Raw genomic sequence first — 18,593 nt, forward strand, 5'->3', positions numbered from 1 at the left:
TCCAATGAGCTCTATGAAAATCGCAGTACTCCCCGGTGATGGCATCGGCACCGAAATCGTCGCCGAGGCCATCAAGGTACTGAACGTACTCGACCTGCCGTTCGAAATGGAATCGGCCCTGGTCGGCGGCACCGCCTATGACGCCCATGGCCACCCGCTGCCCGAAGCCACGCTGAAGCTGGCCAAGGAAGCTGACGCCGTGCTGTTCGGCGCCGTCGGCGACTGGAAGTACGACAAGCTGGAGCGCCAGTTCCGCCCCGAGCAGGCCATCCTGGGCCTGCGCAAGAACCTGGGCCTGTTCGCCAACTTCCGCCCGGCCATTTGCTACGAGCAACTGGTAAGCGCCTCCAGCCTCAAGCCTGAGCTGGTGTCCGGCCTGGACATTCTGATCATCCGCGAACTCACCGGCGACATTTACTTCGGCCAGCCGCGCGGGCGCCGCATCGCGGTCGACGGGCACTTCCCCGGTGCGGAAGAAGCCTTCGACACCATGCGCTACAGCCGCCCGGAAATCGAGCGCATCGCCCACGTCGCCTTCCAGGCCGCCCGCAAGCGCAACAAGCGCGTGACCAGCGTGGACAAAAACAATGTGCTGGAAACCTCGCAGCTGTGGAAAGACGTGATGGTGGAGATCGGCACGCAGTACCCTGACGTGGCGCTGGACCACATGCTGGTCGACAACGCCGCCATGCAGCTGGTCAAGGCCCCGAAGAGCTTCGACGTGATCGTCACCGGCAATATGTTCGGCGACATCCTGTCCGACGAAGCCTCCATGCTCACCGGCTCCATCGGCATGCTGCCCTCGGCCAGCCTGAATGCACAGAACCAGGGCCTGTACGAACCCAGCCACGGCAGCGCGCCGGATATCGCCGGCAAGGGCGTGGCCAATCCATTGGCTACAATACTGTCCGCCGCCATGATGTTACGTTTCTCCCTCCAACAAGCCGACGCTGCCGACCGTATCGAGTCCGCAGTGCAATCCGTGCTGGCTGCGGGCCTGAGAACACCGGACATCTACTCGGCAGGCACGACCAAGGTCGGCACCCAGCAAATGGGCGATGCCGTCGTGGCTGCCATTACCAAGACGACCATTAAAGGCTAAGACTTAGCCCGGTTCGTCACGCCCCTCCCGGCCCGACGAGCCGGGAGAAGAGAAATCAATTTTTCTGAAAGGGCAATGTGATGAAGGTAGGTAATCTCGTAGGTTTGGTGGGCTGGCGCGGCATGGTCGGCTCGGTGCTGATGGACCGCATGCAGGCCGAGGGCGATTTCGGCCTGATCGAGCCGATGTTCTTCTCGACATCCAACGCCGGTGGCAAAGCCCCCGCGCAGGCCAAGAACGAAACCACGCTGCAAGACGCGTACAACCTCGACGCGCTCAAGCGCTGCGACATCATTCTGACCGCCCAGGGCGGCGACTACACCTCCGAGGTCTACCCCAAGCTGCGCGCTGCCGGCTGGAACGGCCACTGGATCGACGCGGCCTCCACCCTGCGCATGAACGACGACGCCATCATCGTGCTGGACCCGGTGAACCTGCCGGTGATCAAGAACGCCTTGGCCAAGGGCGGCAAGAACTGGATCGGCGGCAACTGCACCGTCAGCTGCATGCTGATGGGCGTGGGCGCGCTGTACAAGGCCGGCCTGGTCGAGTGGATGACCAGCATGACCTACCAGGCTGCCTCCGGCGGTGGCGCCCAGCACATGCGCGAGCTGCTGACGCAGTTCGGCACGCTGAACGCCGAAGTTCGCACGCTGCTGGACGACCCCAAGTCGGCCATCCTGGAAATCGACCGCAAGGTACTGGCCAAGCAGCAGAACCTGAGCGCGGCCGAGATCGCCAACTTTGGCGCGCCGCTGGGCGGCTCGCTGATCCCCTGGATCGACAAGGACCTGGGCGACGGCTCCAGCAAGGAAGAATGGAAGGGCGGCGCCGAAACCAACAAGATCCTGGGCCAAGGCCCGGGCTTCGGCACCGCCATCACGCCAGTCGACGGCTTCTGCGTGCGCGTGGGCGCAATGCGCTGCCACAGCCAGGCGCTGACCTTCAAGCTGAAGAAAGACGTGCCGCTGGCCGACATCGAAGCCATGATCGCCCAGGACAACGAGTGGGTGCGCGTGGTGCCGAATACCCGCGAAGCCACGGTGAAAGACCTGACGCCGGTGTCCGTCACCGGCACCATGGGCATCCCGGTCGGTCGCCTGCGCAAGCTGGCCATGGGCCCCGAATACCTGGGCGCCTTCACCATCGGCGACCAGCTGCTGTGGGGTGCTGCCGAGCCCCTGCGCCGCATGCTGCGTATCCTGCTGGAAGCGTAAACACAACACATGGCCTGCTCGTCTAGGGCAGGCCACGCGTGTTTGGTAACATGTAAGGTATTGCAACATCGCTGCCGCGCGATGCTTCAACCGTAAAAGCCCACATCAACTTGTCTGCGTAAGACATTGATGCTATGGTACTTTTTCTTTTTTTGTATCGTAGTACATGCCCGAATGATGAACAAGAATATGTCGGTTGAACGCGCTTTTAGCCCCTCTGGCCAAAATCTGCCATTGCGCGGCTGGAGAGCCTCTGCAATTGCAGCTGCAGCTGCAGCCACTTTGCTGGGTTTTGCCAATCATGCCGCCGCCTTGTCACTGGGACGCATGACCGTCTTGTCAGGCCTGGGTGAGCCCCTACGCGCGGAAATCGAGCTACCGGATATCTCCACCGACGAAGCCAGCAGCCTTCGGCCCGAAATCGCCCCCCCAGAAGCCTTTCGTGCGGCAGGTCTGGAATACAGCCCGGCGCTAACCGACCTGAAAATACAACTGCAGCGCCGCCCCGATGGCCGCTCGGTGTTACGCCTGAACAGCAACCGTGCTGTCAACGACCCGTTTGTGGACCTGATCCTGCAGGTGAACTGGGCCTCGGGCCGGATCGTGCGTGACTACACCATTTTGTTGGACCCGCCTTCGCAGCGCCAAGCACCCGCGACTGCCGCAACCGCTCCACAAGTCACCACACCAGCGCCTGTTGCTGCACCCAGCGCACCCGCAGTGGCGCCTTCAGCCAACTCAGAAGCTGTACGCCCGGTCACGCCGCGTCCACCCGTAGCCGCAGCCCCCAAGCCCGCGCCGGCTCCCAGCGAGGCAAAGCAGGTAGTGGTCAAGGCGGGCGACACCGCCAGCAAGATTGCAGGTAGTTCCAAACCCGCCAATGTGTCGCTGGACCAGATGTTGGTGGCCATGTTGCGCGCCAACCCGAGCGCATTCATCAACGGCAACGTCAACCGCGTCAAGGCCGGTGCAGTCATCAAGCTGCCAGACAGCGACCAGGCCGCCGCGACTCCCGCGCCGGAAGCCACTCAAATCATCAACGCACAAAGCCGGGACTTCAACGAGTTCCGCAGCAAGCTGGCCGGTGGTGTGCCCGCCGTGCAGACGGCAGAAGCCGACCGCAAAGCCAGTGGCCGTGTACAGGCGGAAGTCAGCGAGAAAAAGCCCTCCGTCGCCGTCCCCGACAAGCTGACGCTATCCAAAGGTGCACTGAAAAACAGCAAAGGCACGGAAGACGCCATCGCCCAGGAAAAGGCTGCCAAAGAAGCCGCAGCACGGGTTGCCGAACTGTCCAAAAACATCACCGATCTGAACAAGCTGGGCGCTTCTTCCGCCAGCGCACCTGCGCCAGCCACACCGGCAGCCCCGCCAGCCAGTGCCGCCAAGGCAGCAGCAGAAATGCCCGCGGTAACCGTGCCCGTGCCGGTAGCGGCTCCACCCGCCGCGTCGGCCGCACCAGCAGCCTCTGAGCCAGGCACGCCGGTGTCTACGCCAGCACCCGCACCCGCTCCGACTGCCCCTGCCGCCTCTGCGCCCGCGCCTGCCGTAACCGCTAGTGCACCGCCCGCCCCAGCCGTTGTAGAAGAGGACGGCTGGTTCAATGCCCTTCTGGACAACCCGCTAGCCCCCCTAGGGGCCGGCATAGTCGTCTTGCTTGCTGGTGCTGGCCTGTACTTTTCACGCAAACGTAAAAATGCCTCCAGTGCTGACAGCTCCTTTCTGGAAAGCCGGCTGCAGCCCGACTCCTTCTTCGGTGCCAGCGGCGGCCAACGGATTGACACCAACGCAGCGGATGCGCCTGCGTCGTCCATGTCCTATTCGCCCAGCCAGTTGGACGCCGCGGGCGACGTGGACCCGGTCGCCGAAGCAGATGTCTATCTGGCCTATGGCCGGGACCTGCAAGCTGAAGAAATCCTCAAAGAAGCTTTGCGCAGCAACCCGGGCCGTGTCGCCATCCACGCCAAGCTGCAAGACATCTACGCCAAGCGTCGGGACTTGAGCAGCTTCACTGCCCTGGCCACCCAGGCGCATGGTTTGACCGGTGGTATGGGTCCTGAATGGGACCATATCGCCGAACTGGGCCGCAATCTGGACCCAAACAATGCCCTGTACCACGGCGCCGCTGCAGTAGCCGCACTCGCAGCCACCGCTGGTCTGGTAGAGCCGCGCATGGAGACCCCACAGACCCCATCCACGCCGGACGCGTTCTCTAACCTGGATCTCGATCTGGACTTTCTGCAGAACGGTCCTGCGGCTACGGATGCGCCCAGCACGCTGCCGCCCGATGCGGTACAGCCTCCGGCTGCATCCTTCCCGGAAATCAATAGCAGTGCGGACCACTTTGACCCCGTGTCGTCACTGACAGTCCCTGCCGCGCTCGACCTACCTGATGCGCCGGCCGACATGGACGCCCTGGACTTCGACATCGACCTGGTACCCACGGCAGAACTGGAAGCAGCCCCTCCGGCCAGCCATGGCAACGAAATCCCATTCGATATGGGATCTCTGTCGCTGGACCTGGAAGAAACCCCTGCCCCTGCCAGTCCTGTCGAGCCGGAAGAAGAGCCCGATGCCGGCGATCCATTAGCAACCAAGCTGTCGCTGGCCGAAGAGTTCAACTCCATCGGCGATGAAGATGGCGCCCGGGCCTTGGCCGAAGAAGTGCTGGCAGAAGCCACTGGCGCGCTGCGCGCCAAGGCACAACAATTCCTAGCCAGCCTGTCTTGATGCCATGGTCGGTGATGCAGGGTTGATCCGTTCATGCGTCTGGCATTAGCCGTCAGTTACAACGGTCAACCTTACAACGGCTGGCAGAGCCAGCCCTCAGGTAACACGGTACAGGACAAGCTGGAAGCGGCGTTGGCCTGCTTCACTCAGCAACGTGTATCCACTCTGTGCGCGGGCCGCACCGATGCGGGTGTACACGGCATGATGCAGGTAGTGCATTTCGACACCCGCCTGCAACGACCCACAGCCTCCTGGGTGCGTGGCGTGAACGCCTTGCTGCCCCGAGACATCGCTGTGCAATGGGCGCAAGAGGTTCCCGATAGCTTCCACTGCCGCGCCAGTGCCATTGCCCGCAGATATGTCTATGCCCTGCTGGAGTCGCCGGTGCGCCCCAGTGTGGAAGGTGGTCGTGTGGGCTGGGTATTCCGGCCTCTGGATTTAACCGCCATGCAGCAAGCTGCCCAATACTTGCTGGGCGAACACGATTTTTCATCCTTCCGTGCCGCGCGCTGCCAGGCCTTATCGCCGGTCAAGACACTCATGCGCCTGGATATTTCTCGGCGCGGAGCGTACTGGCGATTCGAATTCGAAGCCAATGCTTTTCTGCACCATATGATCCGCAACCTGATGGGTTGCCTACTGGTCATCGGCAAAGGGGAGCAGCCACCGGAATGGATACAAGTGGTGCTGGCGGCACGCAACCGCAATGCCGCCGCACCCACGTTTTCCCCTGATGGCCTGTACTTCATGGGTCCGGTGTATCCTGCCCACTGGGGTTTGCCAGACCGTACCCCTGCCTTTGATTGGCTGCCATGACAAACCTCCAAACGCGCACGCGCATCAAAATCTGCGGCCTGACCCGTGAACAAGACGTGGATGCCGTTGTGGCCGCCGGTGCCGACGCTGTCGGTTTTGTGCTGTATCCACCCAGCCCCCGCTATGTGACACCGCAGCGCGCGGCGGAACTGGCCAAACGACTGCCGCCCTTCGTCACCCCTGTGCTGTTGTTCGTGAATGCACTTGCTACAGATGTGATAGCTGCCTGCTCAGATATACCCTGCGCCACAGTCCAATTTCATGGTGAAGAAACGCCAGAGCAGTGCTGGGAAGCCAGTGCACAGGGCCGACGCCCGTTCCTGCGCGCGGCGCGTATTCCCCTGGGTGACAGTGGCAGCTTCGACTTGGTAAAATTCGCGTCCGATTACGCAAAAGCCCAAGCCATCCTGCTCGACGCCCATGTCGATGGATACGGCGGCGGCGGAAAAACATTCAATTGGTCACGTCTTCCTCCAAGCGTCAACTCTCACCTCGTCTTAAGTGGTGGACTCACGCCTGCAAACGTGACCGATGGTATTTTGCAGGTCCGGCCACGCGCTCTGTCGCTGTCCGTTGATGTGAGTTCTGGCGTCGAGATTTCCAAGGGAATCAAGGACGCCGAAAAAATCCACCAGTTTGTCGCCGCTGTGCGCGCGGCAGACGCCCAACTTGCAAAGTCACACCATGTCCACTTACCAGCAGCCTGATGCTTCAGGCCATTTCGGCATTTACGGCGGCAGTTTCGTCTCTGAAACGCTGACCCATGCCATCGAAGAACTGAAAGAGGCTTACGCCCAGTACCAGCATGACCCGGCCTTTCTGGCCGAGTTCGCCTCGGAACTGGCGCATTTCGTCGGTCGCCCCTCGCCGGTCTACCACGCAGCCCGCACCAGCCGGGAAATGGGCGGCGCGCAGATCTTCCTGAAGCGTGAAGACCTGAACCACACCGGCGCCCATAAGATCAACAATGTGATCGGCCAGGCCATGCTAGCCAAGCGCATGGGCAAGCCGCGCATCATTGCCGAAACCGGCGCCGGCCAGCACGGCGTGGCCACGGCCACCATCTGCGCCCGCTACGGCCTGGAATGCGTGGTCTACATGGGCAGCGAAGACGTGAAGCGCCAGAGCCCCAACGTCTACCGTATGAAGCTGCTGGGCGCCACCGTCGTCCCAGTGGAAAGCGGCAGCAAGACCCTGAAAGATGCGCTGAACGAAGCCATGCGCGACTGGGTCGCGAATGTGGACAACACTTTCTACATCATCGGTACCGTGGCCGGTCCACACCCCTACCCGATGATGGTGCGCGACTTCCAGAGCGTCATTGGCAACGAATGCCTGGTGCAGATGCCTAAGATGCTGGCAGCGGCCGGTTGCACGGGCGAGCAGCCCGATGCAGTTATCGCCTGCGTGGGTGGCGGCAGCAATGCCATGGGAATTTTCCACCCCTACATCGACCACGCGGCGACCCGGCTGATCGGCGTGGAAGCCGCCGGCGAAGGCCTGGAGTCGGGCAAGCATTCGGCATCACTGCAAAAAGGCAGCCCTGGCGTGCTGCATGGCAACCGCACCTATTTGCTGCAGGACGCGAACGGCCAGGTGACCGAAACCCATAGCATCAGTGCCGGCCTGGACTACCCCGGTGTCGGCCCGGAGCATGCTTTCCTGAAAGACATTGGCCGCGCCGAATACGTCGGCATCACCGATGCGGAAGCACTGGATGCCTTTCACTACTTGTGCCGTACCGAAGGCATCATCCCGGCGCTGGAGTCCAGCCATGCCTTTGCCTACGCGATGAAGCTGGCCAAGTCCATGCGACCCGACCAGTCGATTCTGGTGAATCTGTCCGGCCGGGGCGACAAGGATATTGGCACGGTAGCCGATCTGTCGGGTTCTGATTTTTACGACCGACCATCGATGCGCGGCCTCACCGTCAAAGGTGCAGGCACCACGCTGAAGGAGGCCGTATGAGCCGTATCACCACGACCTTTGCCCAGCTCAAGAAAGACGGGCGCAAAGCACTGATCCCTTACGTTACCGCGGGCTTCCCGTTTGCTGACATCACACCCGCGCTGATGCATGGCATGGTCGCTGCTGGGGCCGACGTTATCGAGCTGGGGGTGCCCTTCAGCGACCCGATGGCCGATGGGCCGGTGATCCAAAAGGCCGGCGATGTCGCTTTGTCCTTCGGCATTGGCATGGCACAGGTGCTGGACATGGTGCGGGAATTCCGCAAGCAAAACGCCCACACGCCGGTGGTGCTAATGGGCTACGCCAACCCGGTTGAGCGCTATGACCAGGCACACGGCCAAGATGCATTCATTGCGCATGCATCACAAGCCGGTGTGGATGGCGTGCTGGTGGTGGACTATCCACCCGAGGAATGCGTGGACTTCGCGGCCAAGCTAAAAGCCCACGACATGGACCTGATCTTCCTGCTGGCGCCCACCTCCACCGAGAAACGCATGCAGCAGGTAGCCCATGTCGCCAGCGGCTATGTGTATTACGTGTCGCTCAAAGGCGTCACCGGTGCCGGCACGCTGGACACGGCTGCTGTTGAAGCCATGTTGCCGCGGATCCGCGAGCATGTGCATATCCCGGTCGGCGTGGGCTTTGGCATCCGGGATGCCCAAACCGCCCGCGCCATTGGCCAGGTAGCCGATGCGGTGGTGATTGGCAGCAAGATCATCCAGCTGATCGAAAACCAGCCGCACGATCAAGTCGTACCCGTGGCCGAAAACTTCCTGCGGGACATCCGCACTGCGTTGGACGCATAATTCACCCCCCGTGAACCAGGGGCGCTGCGAGGCGCCCCTCCCTGAGGATTGCACCTATGTCTTGGCTCGAAAAACTTCTTCCCACCAAAATCCAGCGCTCTGACCCGGCCGACCGCCGCAGCGTGCCCGAAGGGCTGTGGATCAAATGCCCGAGCTGCGAAACGGTGCTGTACAAGAATGATCTGGAACAGAACCAAAACGTTTGTCCCAGCTGCGGCCACCACCACCGCATCGGCGCCCGCGCCCGGCTCAACGTATTCCTGGATGCCGAAGGCCGCTATGAACTGGGTCAAGAAGTTGTTCCCGTCGATCCACTCAAGTTCAAGGACAGCCGCAAATACACGGAACGCATCAAAGAGGCTATGGAAAACACCGGCGAAACCGATGCACTGGTGGTCATGGGTGGCTCCATCCACGGCATCAACGCCGTCGTCGCCTGCTTTGAATTCGAGTTCATGGGCGGTAGTATGGGCAGCGTTGTAGGTGAGCGTTTTGTGCGTGCCGTACACGCGGCCATTGAACAAAAAGTACCGTTCATTTGCTTCACCGCAACCGGCGGTGCGCGCATGCAAGAAGGCCTGCTCAGCCTGATGCAAATGGCCAAGACCAATGCGGCATTAACACGTCTAGCCAAAAAAGGACTGCCGTATATCAGTGTGCTAACCGACCCGACCATGGGCGGTGTCAGCGCCGGATTTGCCTTTGTAGGTGACGTGGTGATAGCAGAACCAAAGGCTTTGATCGGTTTTGCTGGTCCCCGCGTGATTGAATCCACGGTGCGAGTGACCCTGCCAGAGGGATTTCAACGGGCTGAATTTCTGCAGCAAAAAGGTGCTATTGACCTGATCTGCAATCGCAAAGACCTACGTAAGACCGTCGCCCACACCTTGGCTATGCTGCTCAAGCAGCCTGCAGACGCTGTGGTCTGATCCAAGACTGGCCTAGAAATAGGCCAGTACCACGGGCAAAGCATAGCCCACGACAATCGATGCCACCTGCAGCAGCACCAACAGCACCAGTGCAGACAAATCCAAGCCTCCCATGGTCGGAAGAACACGCCGTATAGGCGCAAGCAGCGGCACGCACAAGCGCTCAATCACTTCCGACAAGGGTGTTCGGGTCTGCATCCATGACATGACGGTGTACACCAACAGCAATCCCGTCAGTCCCGAGATCGACAGTGACACCAAGCCAAATAAGGCGAGCAAGGGTAAAACTGCCCAACCCGCAAAACTGCCTGACACCAGCCACAACAGCGCGAATTGCAGCAACTTCAACAAAAACGCTGCGACCAGACTGGCCAAATCCCACCGACCCAATGCAGGGATAACACGCCGCAACGGCAGCACAATCCAATCGGACAAAGAAAAAACCATGCTGCCCACAGGATTACGAAAAGGGATGCGCTGGTATTGCATATACAAACGCAACAGGCAAGCTCCTCCAAAAAGTCCAGTAACGACCTCCAGCAGAAACGAGATGATTTGGTACAGCATGCGATGGGCCTATATGAGCTCGTGGGATGATAGCGCCTGTCACCATACGCTGGCATAGCCTGTCTTGTTAAACATTCCGCTCTTCCCTCTACAGACCGTGCTCTTTCCCGGAGGTGTACTACCGCTGCGCATTTTCGAGGTCCGCTATCTTCATATGGTTGGAGAGTGCTATCGCACGGGAACGCCTTTTGGCGTTGTTTCGCTGGCGCAAGGCGCGGAAGTGCGTACTCCCACCGCACCGGTTGAACGTTTCCATCCAGTGGGTGTACTGGCGCACATCACCCAACTGCAAATGCTGCAGCCAGGACTGCTCATGCTGGATTGCAAGGGAGGCCAACGCTTTCGCATAGACTCACAGCACCAATCGCATCTTGGCCTCTGGATGGCCGATGTGACCTTGATAACTGAAGATACCGCCAGTCCCATTCCACCAGATCTACAGCACAGCGCCAAGAGCCTGGACCAATTGATACAGACTTTGCTCACCCAAAATGCCGGCAGTGACCGGTTACCACAACCTGGAACATACCAGTTGGACGATTGCGGTTGGGTAGCCAACCGCTGGTGTGAACTACTACCTTTGTCAATCTTGAACAAGCACAATCTGATGTCCCTCGATAGTCCTTTGCTTCGACTTGAGCTAGTCACCGACGTATTGGCACAAACGTGCTTTTCAGATACCCCACCACATTGATGCCTGCACGCTTCCTGAACCATCCATCCATCCTGAACTGGCCACGCTCAACCAAGCGCCTAGTCGTCGTCTCGCTGGACATTGTCTTGAGTCTGCTGGCGATGTGGATTGCCTTCACGCTCAGACTGGATAGCCTGCACAGGCCCATGGGCGCTCAATGGGCTGTCTACTTGGTGGCGCCTATTCTTGCGGTACCCATTTTTGTACGATTCGGGCTATACCGCGCCATCTTTCGTTATACCGGCATGGCGGCATTAACTGCAACAGCAACGGCAGTGGTGATATATGCACTCTTCTTGTTCACCACATTGCAATGGATGCAATGGATGCACTGGGAAGTAATTCCACGCAGCATCGGCATCTTGCAACCATTGATATTTTTGTTGTTGGTAGGCACCAGTCGCGCCATGGCGCGGTTCTGGCTTTCAGGACTCGGTCCTACGGAGGTACATCTGCAAGCGCGTCTATTAATTTATGGCGCGGGCGAAGCCGGCGCCCAAACTGCAGCAGCGCTTGCCAGTACGCGCAGGTACACCATCGTAGGCTTCATCGATGACGATCCCGGAAAAGCTGGACGTAGTATCAATGGCGTGCATGTCCATACACCCGGGGAAATACCTGAACTGGTTAAGAAGAATGATGTCACAGATATCTTGTTAGCCCTACCCAGCACCACACGGGAACGTCGCAATGAAATTCTCAAAGACCTGCAAAACCTACCGGTACATGTCCGAACGCTGCCGGCCATGTCCGACTTGGCCAGCGGTCGAGTTACCGTGCAAGACATCCGAGAATTGGATATTGAAGATCTGCTCGGCCGCGAACCAATTCCACCACACCCAGAACTCCTTGCACGCAACCTCTTTAATAAAACAGTTTTAGTAACCGGTGCCGGTGGCAGCATTGGCAGCGAGCTATGCCGTCAGATAATTGTGGAACACCCGATCCGTCTAGTGCTGGTGGACCACAACGAATTTGGACTTTACACCGTCCATGCAGAGCTGCAAACCCTTTGCACTGAGCATGCGCTCACCGTACAACTGGTGCCTCTGCTAGGTAGTGTTCGCAACTACGACCTAATATCGGAAATATTTAAAACTTACCGTCCGAGTACGGTCTATCACGCAGCCGCGTACAAACATGTGCCCTTAGTGGAGGACAACCCCTCAGAAGGTATCTCAAACAATGTATTTGGCACCCTGCATGTAGCCCGCGCAGCACTGGAAAATGGTGTGACCCATTGCATACTAATATCCACTGACAAGGCCGTACGTCCAACCAGCGTCATGGGGGCCACTAAACGTGTAGCTGAACTGATTTTGCAGGCGCTGACAAACGAGCATCGCCCCATTTTTGACACTGCCGTTGATAACCACGCCCCACCACCTCCGCACACGACTTGCTTCGCCATGGTACGGTTTGGCAATGTTTTGGGCTCCAGCGGCAGCGTGGTACCACTGTTTCGCCAGCAAATTGCCAGTGGGGGGCCCATTACCGTGACCCATACCGAGGTTACCCGTTACTTCATGACCATCCCCGAAGCTGCCCAATTAGTACTGCAAGCCGGCGCGATGGCCCAAGGTGGCGATGTGTTTGTGTTGGACATGGGTAACCCCGTGAAGGTTTTGGATTTGGCCAAACGCATGGTGGCATTATCAGGATTCACCGTACGTGACCCAACCACCTTGGAGGGAGATATCGATATCCAGGTTGTCGGTTTGCGTCCCGGTGAAAAACTCTATGAGGAACTGTTGATCGGTAGTAATCCGACCTCTACGCCGCACCCGCGGATCATGAAAGCCCATGAAGAATTTGTCCCCTGGCAGGTACTGTCCAGCCAGTTGCAAATGTTAGAGACGGCAACGAAGAACAACGACGTATTGGCTCTTCACAAATACCTCGCTCAGTTGATACCCGGCTGCGCACTGAATACCTCCCAACCTATTCAAGAAGCCCCCCGCGGAAGTGCTAGAAGTGCGCGATGAGCGCACTGAAAGAACCTGATCGCCACATGCTCACCCGAAACCATTTCACGCATATTGTCCTCAACGTCAGCGGAATGGTGCTACCCATGTTCGTGGGTGTTGCAGTCGTTCCGGGGCTGATCAACCGTCTGGGGCAGGATCGCTTTGGCGCCTTGACTCTGGCTTGGGCTTTGGTCGGCTACTTTGGCCTACTGGACATGGGCCTGGGACGCGCACTCACTCAATACCTGTCCCAACACAATGCATCCGGCATGCCACTGACGGTCCAGGCGGCTATGGCGCGAGTGGCCCGCCGACTTATGTGGGGACTTGGCGCCACCTGGGCCTTGCTATTGTTGGTCAGTACGCCATGGATCGATAAAGCCATACAAATGCCTGTAGAGGTGCGCACGGAGGCGCCTATAGCATGGGCCATGTTGGCAATTGCCATTCCATTTTTGATGTGGTCCACATGCAGCACGGGTGTTTTAGAGGCGCGCAGCCGGTTTGCCGCAGTGAACAGTGTACGCATCCCTTCTGGCATCGCCAGCTTTTGCGTACCTTGGCTGATTGCACTGTATTCGGTCGACTTGCGCGCTGTAATGGCAGGCTTACTACTAGTGCGTATTGGCACTGCGTTGGCATTTGCTTGGCTTGCTAAACCCGAATTTTTCCACGCAACACATACTCCACCGTCGAATGGACTTCGCCAACTATTGCACTTTGGGGGTTGGCTAACAGTGAGCAATTTGGTGGGGCCGCTGCTGTCTTACTTTGACCGTTTCGCCGTCGCCGCCCTGCTCTCCACCGCCGCCGTGACACATTACACCGTACCTTTTGATGTCCTCTCGCGACTACCTGCGATTCCTGTCGCGATGCTGGGCGTGTTGTTTCCATTACTGGCCCATGCCCAAGGCAATTCAGGTACATCCGCGACAGTATTGCCCGATTTGATTCGCTCAGCGACACGCATGCTAGTGGCATGCTGGCTGCCAAGTCTGATCAGTCTCACGGTACTGGGCCCTTGGCTTTTGCACTGGTGGGTAGGGCCGGAGATAGCGCAACAGAGCAGCATGGTGTGGCAATGGTTGGCTGTCGGTGTGTTAGTCAACGGATTCGCCCATATTCCGTACAACTTGCTACAAAGCGCAGGCCGTACCGACCTGATTGCAAAAATCCACTTGGTTGAACTAGTACCCTATGGCATCGCGTTGTGGTGGACACTGATCCACTGGGGCATTGTTGGGGCCGCCATGGTCTGGACCATGCGTGTGGTGTTCGACACATTGCTGCTGTTTACATATGCCATGCAGCAATTTCTTGCATCGCAAAGCGCCCTGCGCAGGGCACTCCTGTGGGCAGCATCGGGTGGTGCCATAGTCACACTCATAGGAATCTTCGCATCGCCTATGGTTATTTATACAACCGCCTCCGTTGAACCGCCTTGGCAACTGCTGGCACTGGTATTGACCTGTGCCTTAGCATGGTGCAGTTACCAAATGCTTCCGTTACTTCGAAAAAAATGACTCCTTCACCCGACACTGGCATGCCCATGGGCGTTTGGCCACCTGAAGAGATCGAGTATTTGGGACATTGCCCCCTATGTAATAGCACCCAGCGGCGTGTGTTGCACTCGCATCTCACCGACCAGCTCTTTCGATGCGCGCCAGGAGAATGGACTTTGAATAGCTGCCAATCTTGCGGAACCGCCTACCTCGATCCACGACCGAATCCCCAAAGCATTGGAAAAGCCTATAGCCAATACTTCACCCATGGTAATGCGATCTCCTCGCATGTCCAGGTTAAGCAGAACATGGCGCCATCCGCCTCACTCTCTGGGCGGATACGGCAATGGGTCCGTGCAGGACTCAACAGCTACCGCAATACACATTGGCACATGGCACTGACACCCACCAACGCTTGGGGACGTTGGTGGGTGCCATGTCTATGGCCTTTGCGTTCTTTGGTTCATCAACAAATGCGCCACCTCCCGCGCCGTCTTCCACGTGAAGGCGCACAGTTATTAGATGTTGGATGTGGGAACGGCAATTTCCTCACACTGGCACAGGCTGCTGGCTGGATTGTGGAAGGGGTAGATTTCGACCCACTAGCGGTAGCCGCCGCCCGTAAACAGGGCCTCAACGTACACATTGGCGGACTAGAGCAGGTCGCGCAGCAAGCGGGTGGCTATGACTGGATTAGCTGTAGCCATGTGATTGAACACGTGCACGATCCGTTGCAATGGTTGCAGGATATGTATGCACTATTACGTCCTGGCGGCACTCTGTGGCTGCAAACACCGAATATTGAAAGCTGGGGACACTCCCATTTCGGCCCCTACTGGCGGGGTCTAGAACCACCACGTCATTTGGTTCTTTTTACGTTCAACGGCTTGTGCGATAAGCTAAAAGCACTCGGTTTTAAGATCAAAACCCACAGCCTTCCGCCCCTCTCGACCCTGTCCATCCATGCCGCCAGCGCAGCTTTGCGTAGCTACACGGATGCCACCGCCACCGTATCACCAGCAACGCTATTGCGGATGAAATACAAACTACCCGCCCTGCTGCAAGGCCGCCAACTGCGGCGCGGCGAATTCATCACCGTTCTGGCTACGCGCGCACCATGATTGCATCCGTTACCGTCAGCTACCAGCCAGACCTTGCAATGTTGCACAAGCAACTAGGAAGCCTGTGCGGACAGGTACAGCACATGCTGGTCATTGATAACGGATCGTCGGAGCAACTCCTCAATGGCTTGCGCAGTCTCTGCGACGACATGGGTGCAAGCTTATACCCGCTAGGCAGCAATACTGGCATCGCCCATGCCCAAAACATTGGCATACATGCTGCACTGGCTTTTGGAGTGGACAGGATTCTGCTGCTTGACCAAGACAGCGAAGCGATGCCAGACATGGTGCGCTTACTCAGTCAAGCACTCACTGATAACCCTAAAGCAGCAGCAGCAGGCCCCAGCACCGTAGACCAACGTACGGGACGTAGATCTTTTTTTGTACGCGATATCGGCCTTTGGCCTACCCGCTGGGAGCCTCTAGACAGTTCTAAATCCCCTCCAATAGAGGTAGGTTTTTTGATTGCCTCTGGCACTTTGCTGCGATCTACAGCCGTGGATAATGCGGTGCCAATGTGGGATGCTTGGTTCATCGACCATATAGACACCGAATGGTGTCTACGTATACGCGCTCAAGGTTGGGCCCTGCTGGGCGTGGCACAAGCCCAACTCCAGCACCGGCTAGGCGACAAAGTGAGTCAAATCTGGTGGCTACGTACCCGCCAGGTCGCCCACCACAGCCCGCTGCGCGATTACTACATGTTCAGGAACTCCATCTTGCTCTGCGCCTTGCCCACCACCCCTTGGCGTTGGAAAGTGTATTTTTTAACCCGGCTCGTACAGTTTGCAGGCTACTTCCTGTCATTCGCCCCCCAGCGCGCCCTGCGCCTGCGCAGAATGGTACGGGGTGTTTTCGACGGGCTAAGGGGCCGCACGGGGCCCTACCAGTGAACCCAACACCGTCCCTCACCATCTCCATCGTCAGCCACGGCCAAATGGCGCTGGTGCTGCCGTTGCTGCTTGACCTGGAGCGTGTGCACGGGCAAACGCCGCTAGAGGTCATCCTGACGCTGAACATCCCCGAAACCATGGCCTGCACGGCTGATGATTTTGACTTTCCCTTGTGTGTCCTGCGCAACCCGCATCCGATGGGTTTTAGTGCCAACCACAACCAAGCCATTGCTCTGGCCCGCTGCGATACGGTATGTATTTTGAACCCCGATATAAGGATTGAACACAATCCGTTTCCAGACTTGCTCACGCTGCTGGAAACGCCTTTGATGGGCCTCGTGGCTCCCGCCATATACAGCTCCAGAGGGCAACTGGAAGACAACGCGCGCCGCTTCCCCACCCCCTGGGGAATTGCAGCCAAGGCCATCATGCGAAAGTGGTACCCAAAGCATACCTATGCCCGCCAAGATGACGTTTTCTACCCAGATTGGGTAGCCGGCATGTTCATGGTGTTATCCACCGCGCTGTACCGCAGCATGGGCGGTTTTGATGAGAAGTTTTTTCTCTACTACGAAGATGTTGACCTGTGCGCTCGGATCCGCTTGCAGGGCCTTCATATTGCACTGCTGCCACACCAGGGGGTGACTCACGACGCGCAGCGCAGCAGCCACGTTCAAAGCCAATATCTACAATGGCACTTATCCAGCATGCTACGATTTTTTTGCTCACGGGTGTTTATCCGCGCGCTATGGCTGCGTCGGCGATGACAGTGCTGGTAACCGGTGCCAACGGCTTTGTAGGGACTGCCTTGTGCGCAGCCCTTGATCGTGCGCAGGTGCGTGTGCGCGCTGCCGCGAGGCAGCCCGCGACAGCATTAACGAACGTAGAAATGGTGTACATCAACTCCATCGGACCTCAAACCTTATGGTCTAACGCCCTACAAAGCTGCGATGCAGTCGTCCACCTTGCCGCCCGCGCCCACGTCATGCGCGAAGAGGCGCGTGACCCCTTGGCGGCATATCGAAGTGTGAACACCGACGGCACCCTACATTTGGCCCGGCAGGCTGCAGCAGCGGGCGTACGGCGCTTTATTTTTTTGAGCTCCATCAAAGTCAACGGGGAAGCGACAACGCGGGGCCATGCATTCCGGTTCAGCGACGCCCCCCATCCCCCAGATCCCTACGGCTGCAGCAAATGGGAAGCAGAACTAGGCTTGCACCAAATTGCGCAGAACACCGGCATGGAGGTAGTCGTCATTCGCCCGCCCTTGGTATACGGCCCAGGTGTCAAGGCCAACTTTGCCGCAATGCTGAAAGCTATATCCAACAAGCTTCCACTGCCATTGGGTTGCATCCACAACCTGCGCAGCTTGGTGGGACTAGACAACTTAATCGACCTGATCTTGACCTGTACCATCCACCCTGCTGCTGCGCAGCAGACGTTCCTGGTCAGCGATGGTGAAGATCTATCCACAACCGAGCTGGTTCGTCGTATAGCCCATGCCATGGGACAACCCAGCCGCCTACTACCGGTGCCCGCGTGGCTGCTGCAAGCAGGGGCTCGTATGTCAGGTCAAGGAGCAGCAGCACAGCGCCTGTGCGGCAATCTGCAAGTTGATATCCAACACACGCGTGATGTTTTGGGCTGGACACCGCCCGTCACCCTCGATGAAGGGCTTCGCCGTACGGTGACAGCCATACAGCCATGAAACGATGTTTCGATTTGATTTTAGGCTTGGTGGCGCTGTGCGCCTTGGCAATACCCATGTTGCTGGTCGCCTTGGCGGTACTACTGACTTCGCCTGGCCCGATCTTATATTGGTCCAACCGCGTTGGTAAAAACAATAGCATTTTCTCCATGCCCAAATTCCGCAGCATGAAGATCAATACCCCGGCCGTTGCCACGCACCTGCTGGGCAACCCCGGCGCCCACCTCACGCCGATTGGCAGCTTTCTGCGCAAAAGTAGCCTGGACGAGTTACCCCAGCTATGGAGCATTCTGTGTGGCGACATGAGCTTTGTCGGGCCACGGCCCGCACTGTTCAACCAGCAGGACCTGATTGCGCTGCGCACTGCCCAGGGCGTGCATGAGCTGCTGCCTGGCCTCACTGGCTGGGCCCAGATCAATGGGCGCGATGAACTACCCATCCCCACCAAGGTGGCGCTGGACACACATTACCTGCAGCACCACTCGCTGGGGCTGGACTGCAAGATACTAGTCCTGACGTTTCTCAAAGTCTTGCGCCGCGACGGCATCACGCACTGAACCTACCGAGCCGGACTTA

General features: G+C 58.4%; 18 protein-coding genes. 16 read left to right on the forward strand and 2 right to left on the reverse strand.

From position 1 onward, the window contains the following. Positions 1-13: 13 nt before the first annotated feature. From leuB to accD, 8 genes are all read left to right on the forward strand, one after another. The gene (gene leuB, locus AC07VY_RS10560; protein ID WP_495097533.1) at positions 14-1,102 is read left to right on the forward strand and encodes a 3-isopropylmalate dehydrogenase; all 1,089 of its coding nucleotides are present in this window, start codon (positions 14-16) and stop codon (positions 1,100-1,102) included. An 80-nt stretch (positions 1,103-1,182) separates the two neighbouring features. Continuing rightward, on the forward strand, positions 1,183-2,319 hold the full coding sequence (asd, locus tag AC07VY_RS10565) for an aspartate-semialdehyde dehydrogenase (protein WP_495075424.1): 1,137 nt from the start codon (positions 1,183-1,185) through the stop codon (positions 2,317-2,319). A gap of 189 nt (positions 2,320-2,508) precedes the next feature. Beyond that, the gene (locus AC07VY_RS10570) at positions 2,509-5,046 is read left to right on the forward strand and encodes a motility hub landmark protein FimV (RefSeq protein WP_495097532.1); all 2,538 of its coding nucleotides are present in this window, start codon (positions 2,509-2,511) and stop codon (positions 5,044-5,046) included. Between the two features lie 33 nt (positions 5,047-5,079). Then, positions 5,080-5,862, forward strand: coding sequence for a tRNA pseudouridine(38-40) synthase TruA (truA, locus tag AC07VY_RS10575; protein ID WP_495097531.1), 783 nt, complete (start codon positions 5,080-5,082; stop codon positions 5,860-5,862). Then, a complete protein-coding gene (locus tag AC07VY_RS10580; RefSeq protein ID WP_495097530.1) occupies positions 5,859-6,569 on the forward strand; it encodes a phosphoribosylanthranilate isomerase in 711 nt (236 codons plus the stop codon). Before truA ends, AC07VY_RS10580 begins: the two co-directional genes overlap by 4 nt. Beyond that, the gene (gene trpB / locus AC07VY_RS10585) at positions 6,547-7,830 is read left to right on the forward strand and encodes a tryptophan synthase subunit beta (protein WP_495097529.1); all 1,284 of its coding nucleotides are present in this window, start codon (positions 6,547-6,549) and stop codon (positions 7,828-7,830) included. The genes AC07VY_RS10580 and trpB overlap by 23 nt, the downstream gene beginning before the upstream one ends. Then, complete coding sequence (gene trpA / locus AC07VY_RS10590) at positions 7,827-8,636, forward strand: tryptophan synthase subunit alpha (RefSeq protein WP_495097528.1); 810 nt, start codon at positions 7,827-7,829, stop codon at positions 8,634-8,636. Before trpB ends, trpA begins: the two co-directional genes overlap by 4 nt. 56 nt (positions 8,637-8,692) lie before the next feature. Then, on the forward strand, positions 8,693-9,565 hold the full coding sequence (gene accD, locus AC07VY_RS10595; RefSeq protein ID WP_495075418.1) for an acetyl-CoA carboxylase, carboxyltransferase subunit beta: 873 nt from the start codon (positions 8,693-8,695) through the stop codon (positions 9,563-9,565). A gap of 12 nt (positions 9,566-9,577) precedes the next feature. On the opposite strand, the gene AC07VY_RS10600 is transcribed toward accD, so the two are convergent. Beyond that, a complete protein-coding gene (locus AC07VY_RS10600; protein WP_495097527.1) occupies positions 9,578-10,132 on the reverse strand; it encodes a YggT family protein in 555 nt (184 codons plus the stop codon). A gap of 64 nt (positions 10,133-10,196) precedes the next feature. On the opposite strand from AC07VY_RS10600, the gene AC07VY_RS10605 reads away from it, so the two are divergent. Genes AC07VY_RS10605 through AC07VY_RS10615 form a run of 3 tightly spaced genes read left to right on the forward strand, consistent with a single transcriptional unit; the run spans position 10,197 to position 14,316 of the window. Then, entirely contained in the window at positions 10,197-10,826 is a 630-nt protein-coding gene (locus tag AC07VY_RS10605) for an LON peptidase substrate-binding domain-containing protein (protein WP_495097526.1), read from the forward strand. Beyond that, on the forward strand, positions 10,826-12,811 hold the full coding sequence (locus tag AC07VY_RS10610) for a polysaccharide biosynthesis protein (RefSeq protein ID WP_495097525.1): 1,986 nt from the start codon (positions 10,826-10,828) through the stop codon (positions 12,809-12,811). Before AC07VY_RS10605 ends, AC07VY_RS10610 begins: the two co-directional genes overlap by 1 nt. Next, the gene (locus tag AC07VY_RS10615; protein ID WP_495097524.1) at positions 12,808-14,316 is read left to right on the forward strand and encodes a flippase; all 1,509 of its coding nucleotides are present in this window, start codon (positions 12,808-12,810) and stop codon (positions 14,314-14,316) included. Before AC07VY_RS10610 ends, AC07VY_RS10615 begins: the two co-directional genes overlap by 4 nt. A gap of 74 nt (positions 14,317-14,390) precedes the next feature. Here the strand turns inward: AC07VY_RS10615 and AC07VY_RS10620 are convergent, their stop codons facing one another. After that, a complete protein-coding gene (locus AC07VY_RS10620) occupies positions 14,391-14,564 on the reverse strand; it encodes a hypothetical protein (RefSeq protein ID WP_495097523.1) in 174 nt (57 codons plus the stop codon). A 123-nt stretch (positions 14,565-14,687) separates the two neighbouring features. Here AC07VY_RS10620 and AC07VY_RS10625 point away from each other — a divergent pair, with 123 nt between their 5' ends. Genes AC07VY_RS10625 through AC07VY_RS10645 form a run of 5 tightly spaced genes read left to right on the forward strand, consistent with a single transcriptional unit; the run spans position 14,688 to position 18,574 of the window. Next, positions 14,688-15,416, forward strand: coding sequence for a class I SAM-dependent methyltransferase (locus tag AC07VY_RS10625; RefSeq protein ID WP_495097522.1), 729 nt, complete (start codon positions 14,688-14,690; stop codon positions 15,414-15,416). Then, on the forward strand, positions 15,413-16,309 hold the full coding sequence (locus AC07VY_RS10630) for a glycosyltransferase family 2 protein (RefSeq protein WP_495097521.1): 897 nt from the start codon (positions 15,413-15,415) through the stop codon (positions 16,307-16,309). Before AC07VY_RS10625 ends, AC07VY_RS10630 begins: the two co-directional genes overlap by 4 nt. After that, complete coding sequence (locus AC07VY_RS10635; RefSeq protein ID WP_495097520.1) at positions 16,306-17,076, forward strand: glycosyltransferase family 2 protein; 771 nt, start codon at positions 16,306-16,308, stop codon at positions 17,074-17,076. The genes AC07VY_RS10630 and AC07VY_RS10635 overlap by 4 nt, the downstream gene beginning before the upstream one ends. Further along, entirely contained in the window at positions 17,001-18,017 is a 1,017-nt protein-coding gene (locus AC07VY_RS10640; protein WP_495097519.1) for a UDP-glucose 4-epimerase family protein, read from the forward strand. Before AC07VY_RS10635 ends, AC07VY_RS10640 begins: the two co-directional genes overlap by 76 nt. Next, positions 18,014-18,574 carry a sugar transferase gene (locus AC07VY_RS10645; protein WP_495097518.1) on the forward strand — a complete coding sequence of 187 codons (561 nt, stop codon included), beginning with the start codon at positions 18,014-18,016 and terminating at the stop codon, positions 18,572-18,574. Before AC07VY_RS10640 ends, AC07VY_RS10645 begins: the two co-directional genes overlap by 4 nt. Positions 18,575-18,593: the final 19 nt, after the last annotated feature.

This window comes from Rhodoferax sp. GW821-FHT02C08 (genome assembly GCF_059421805.1).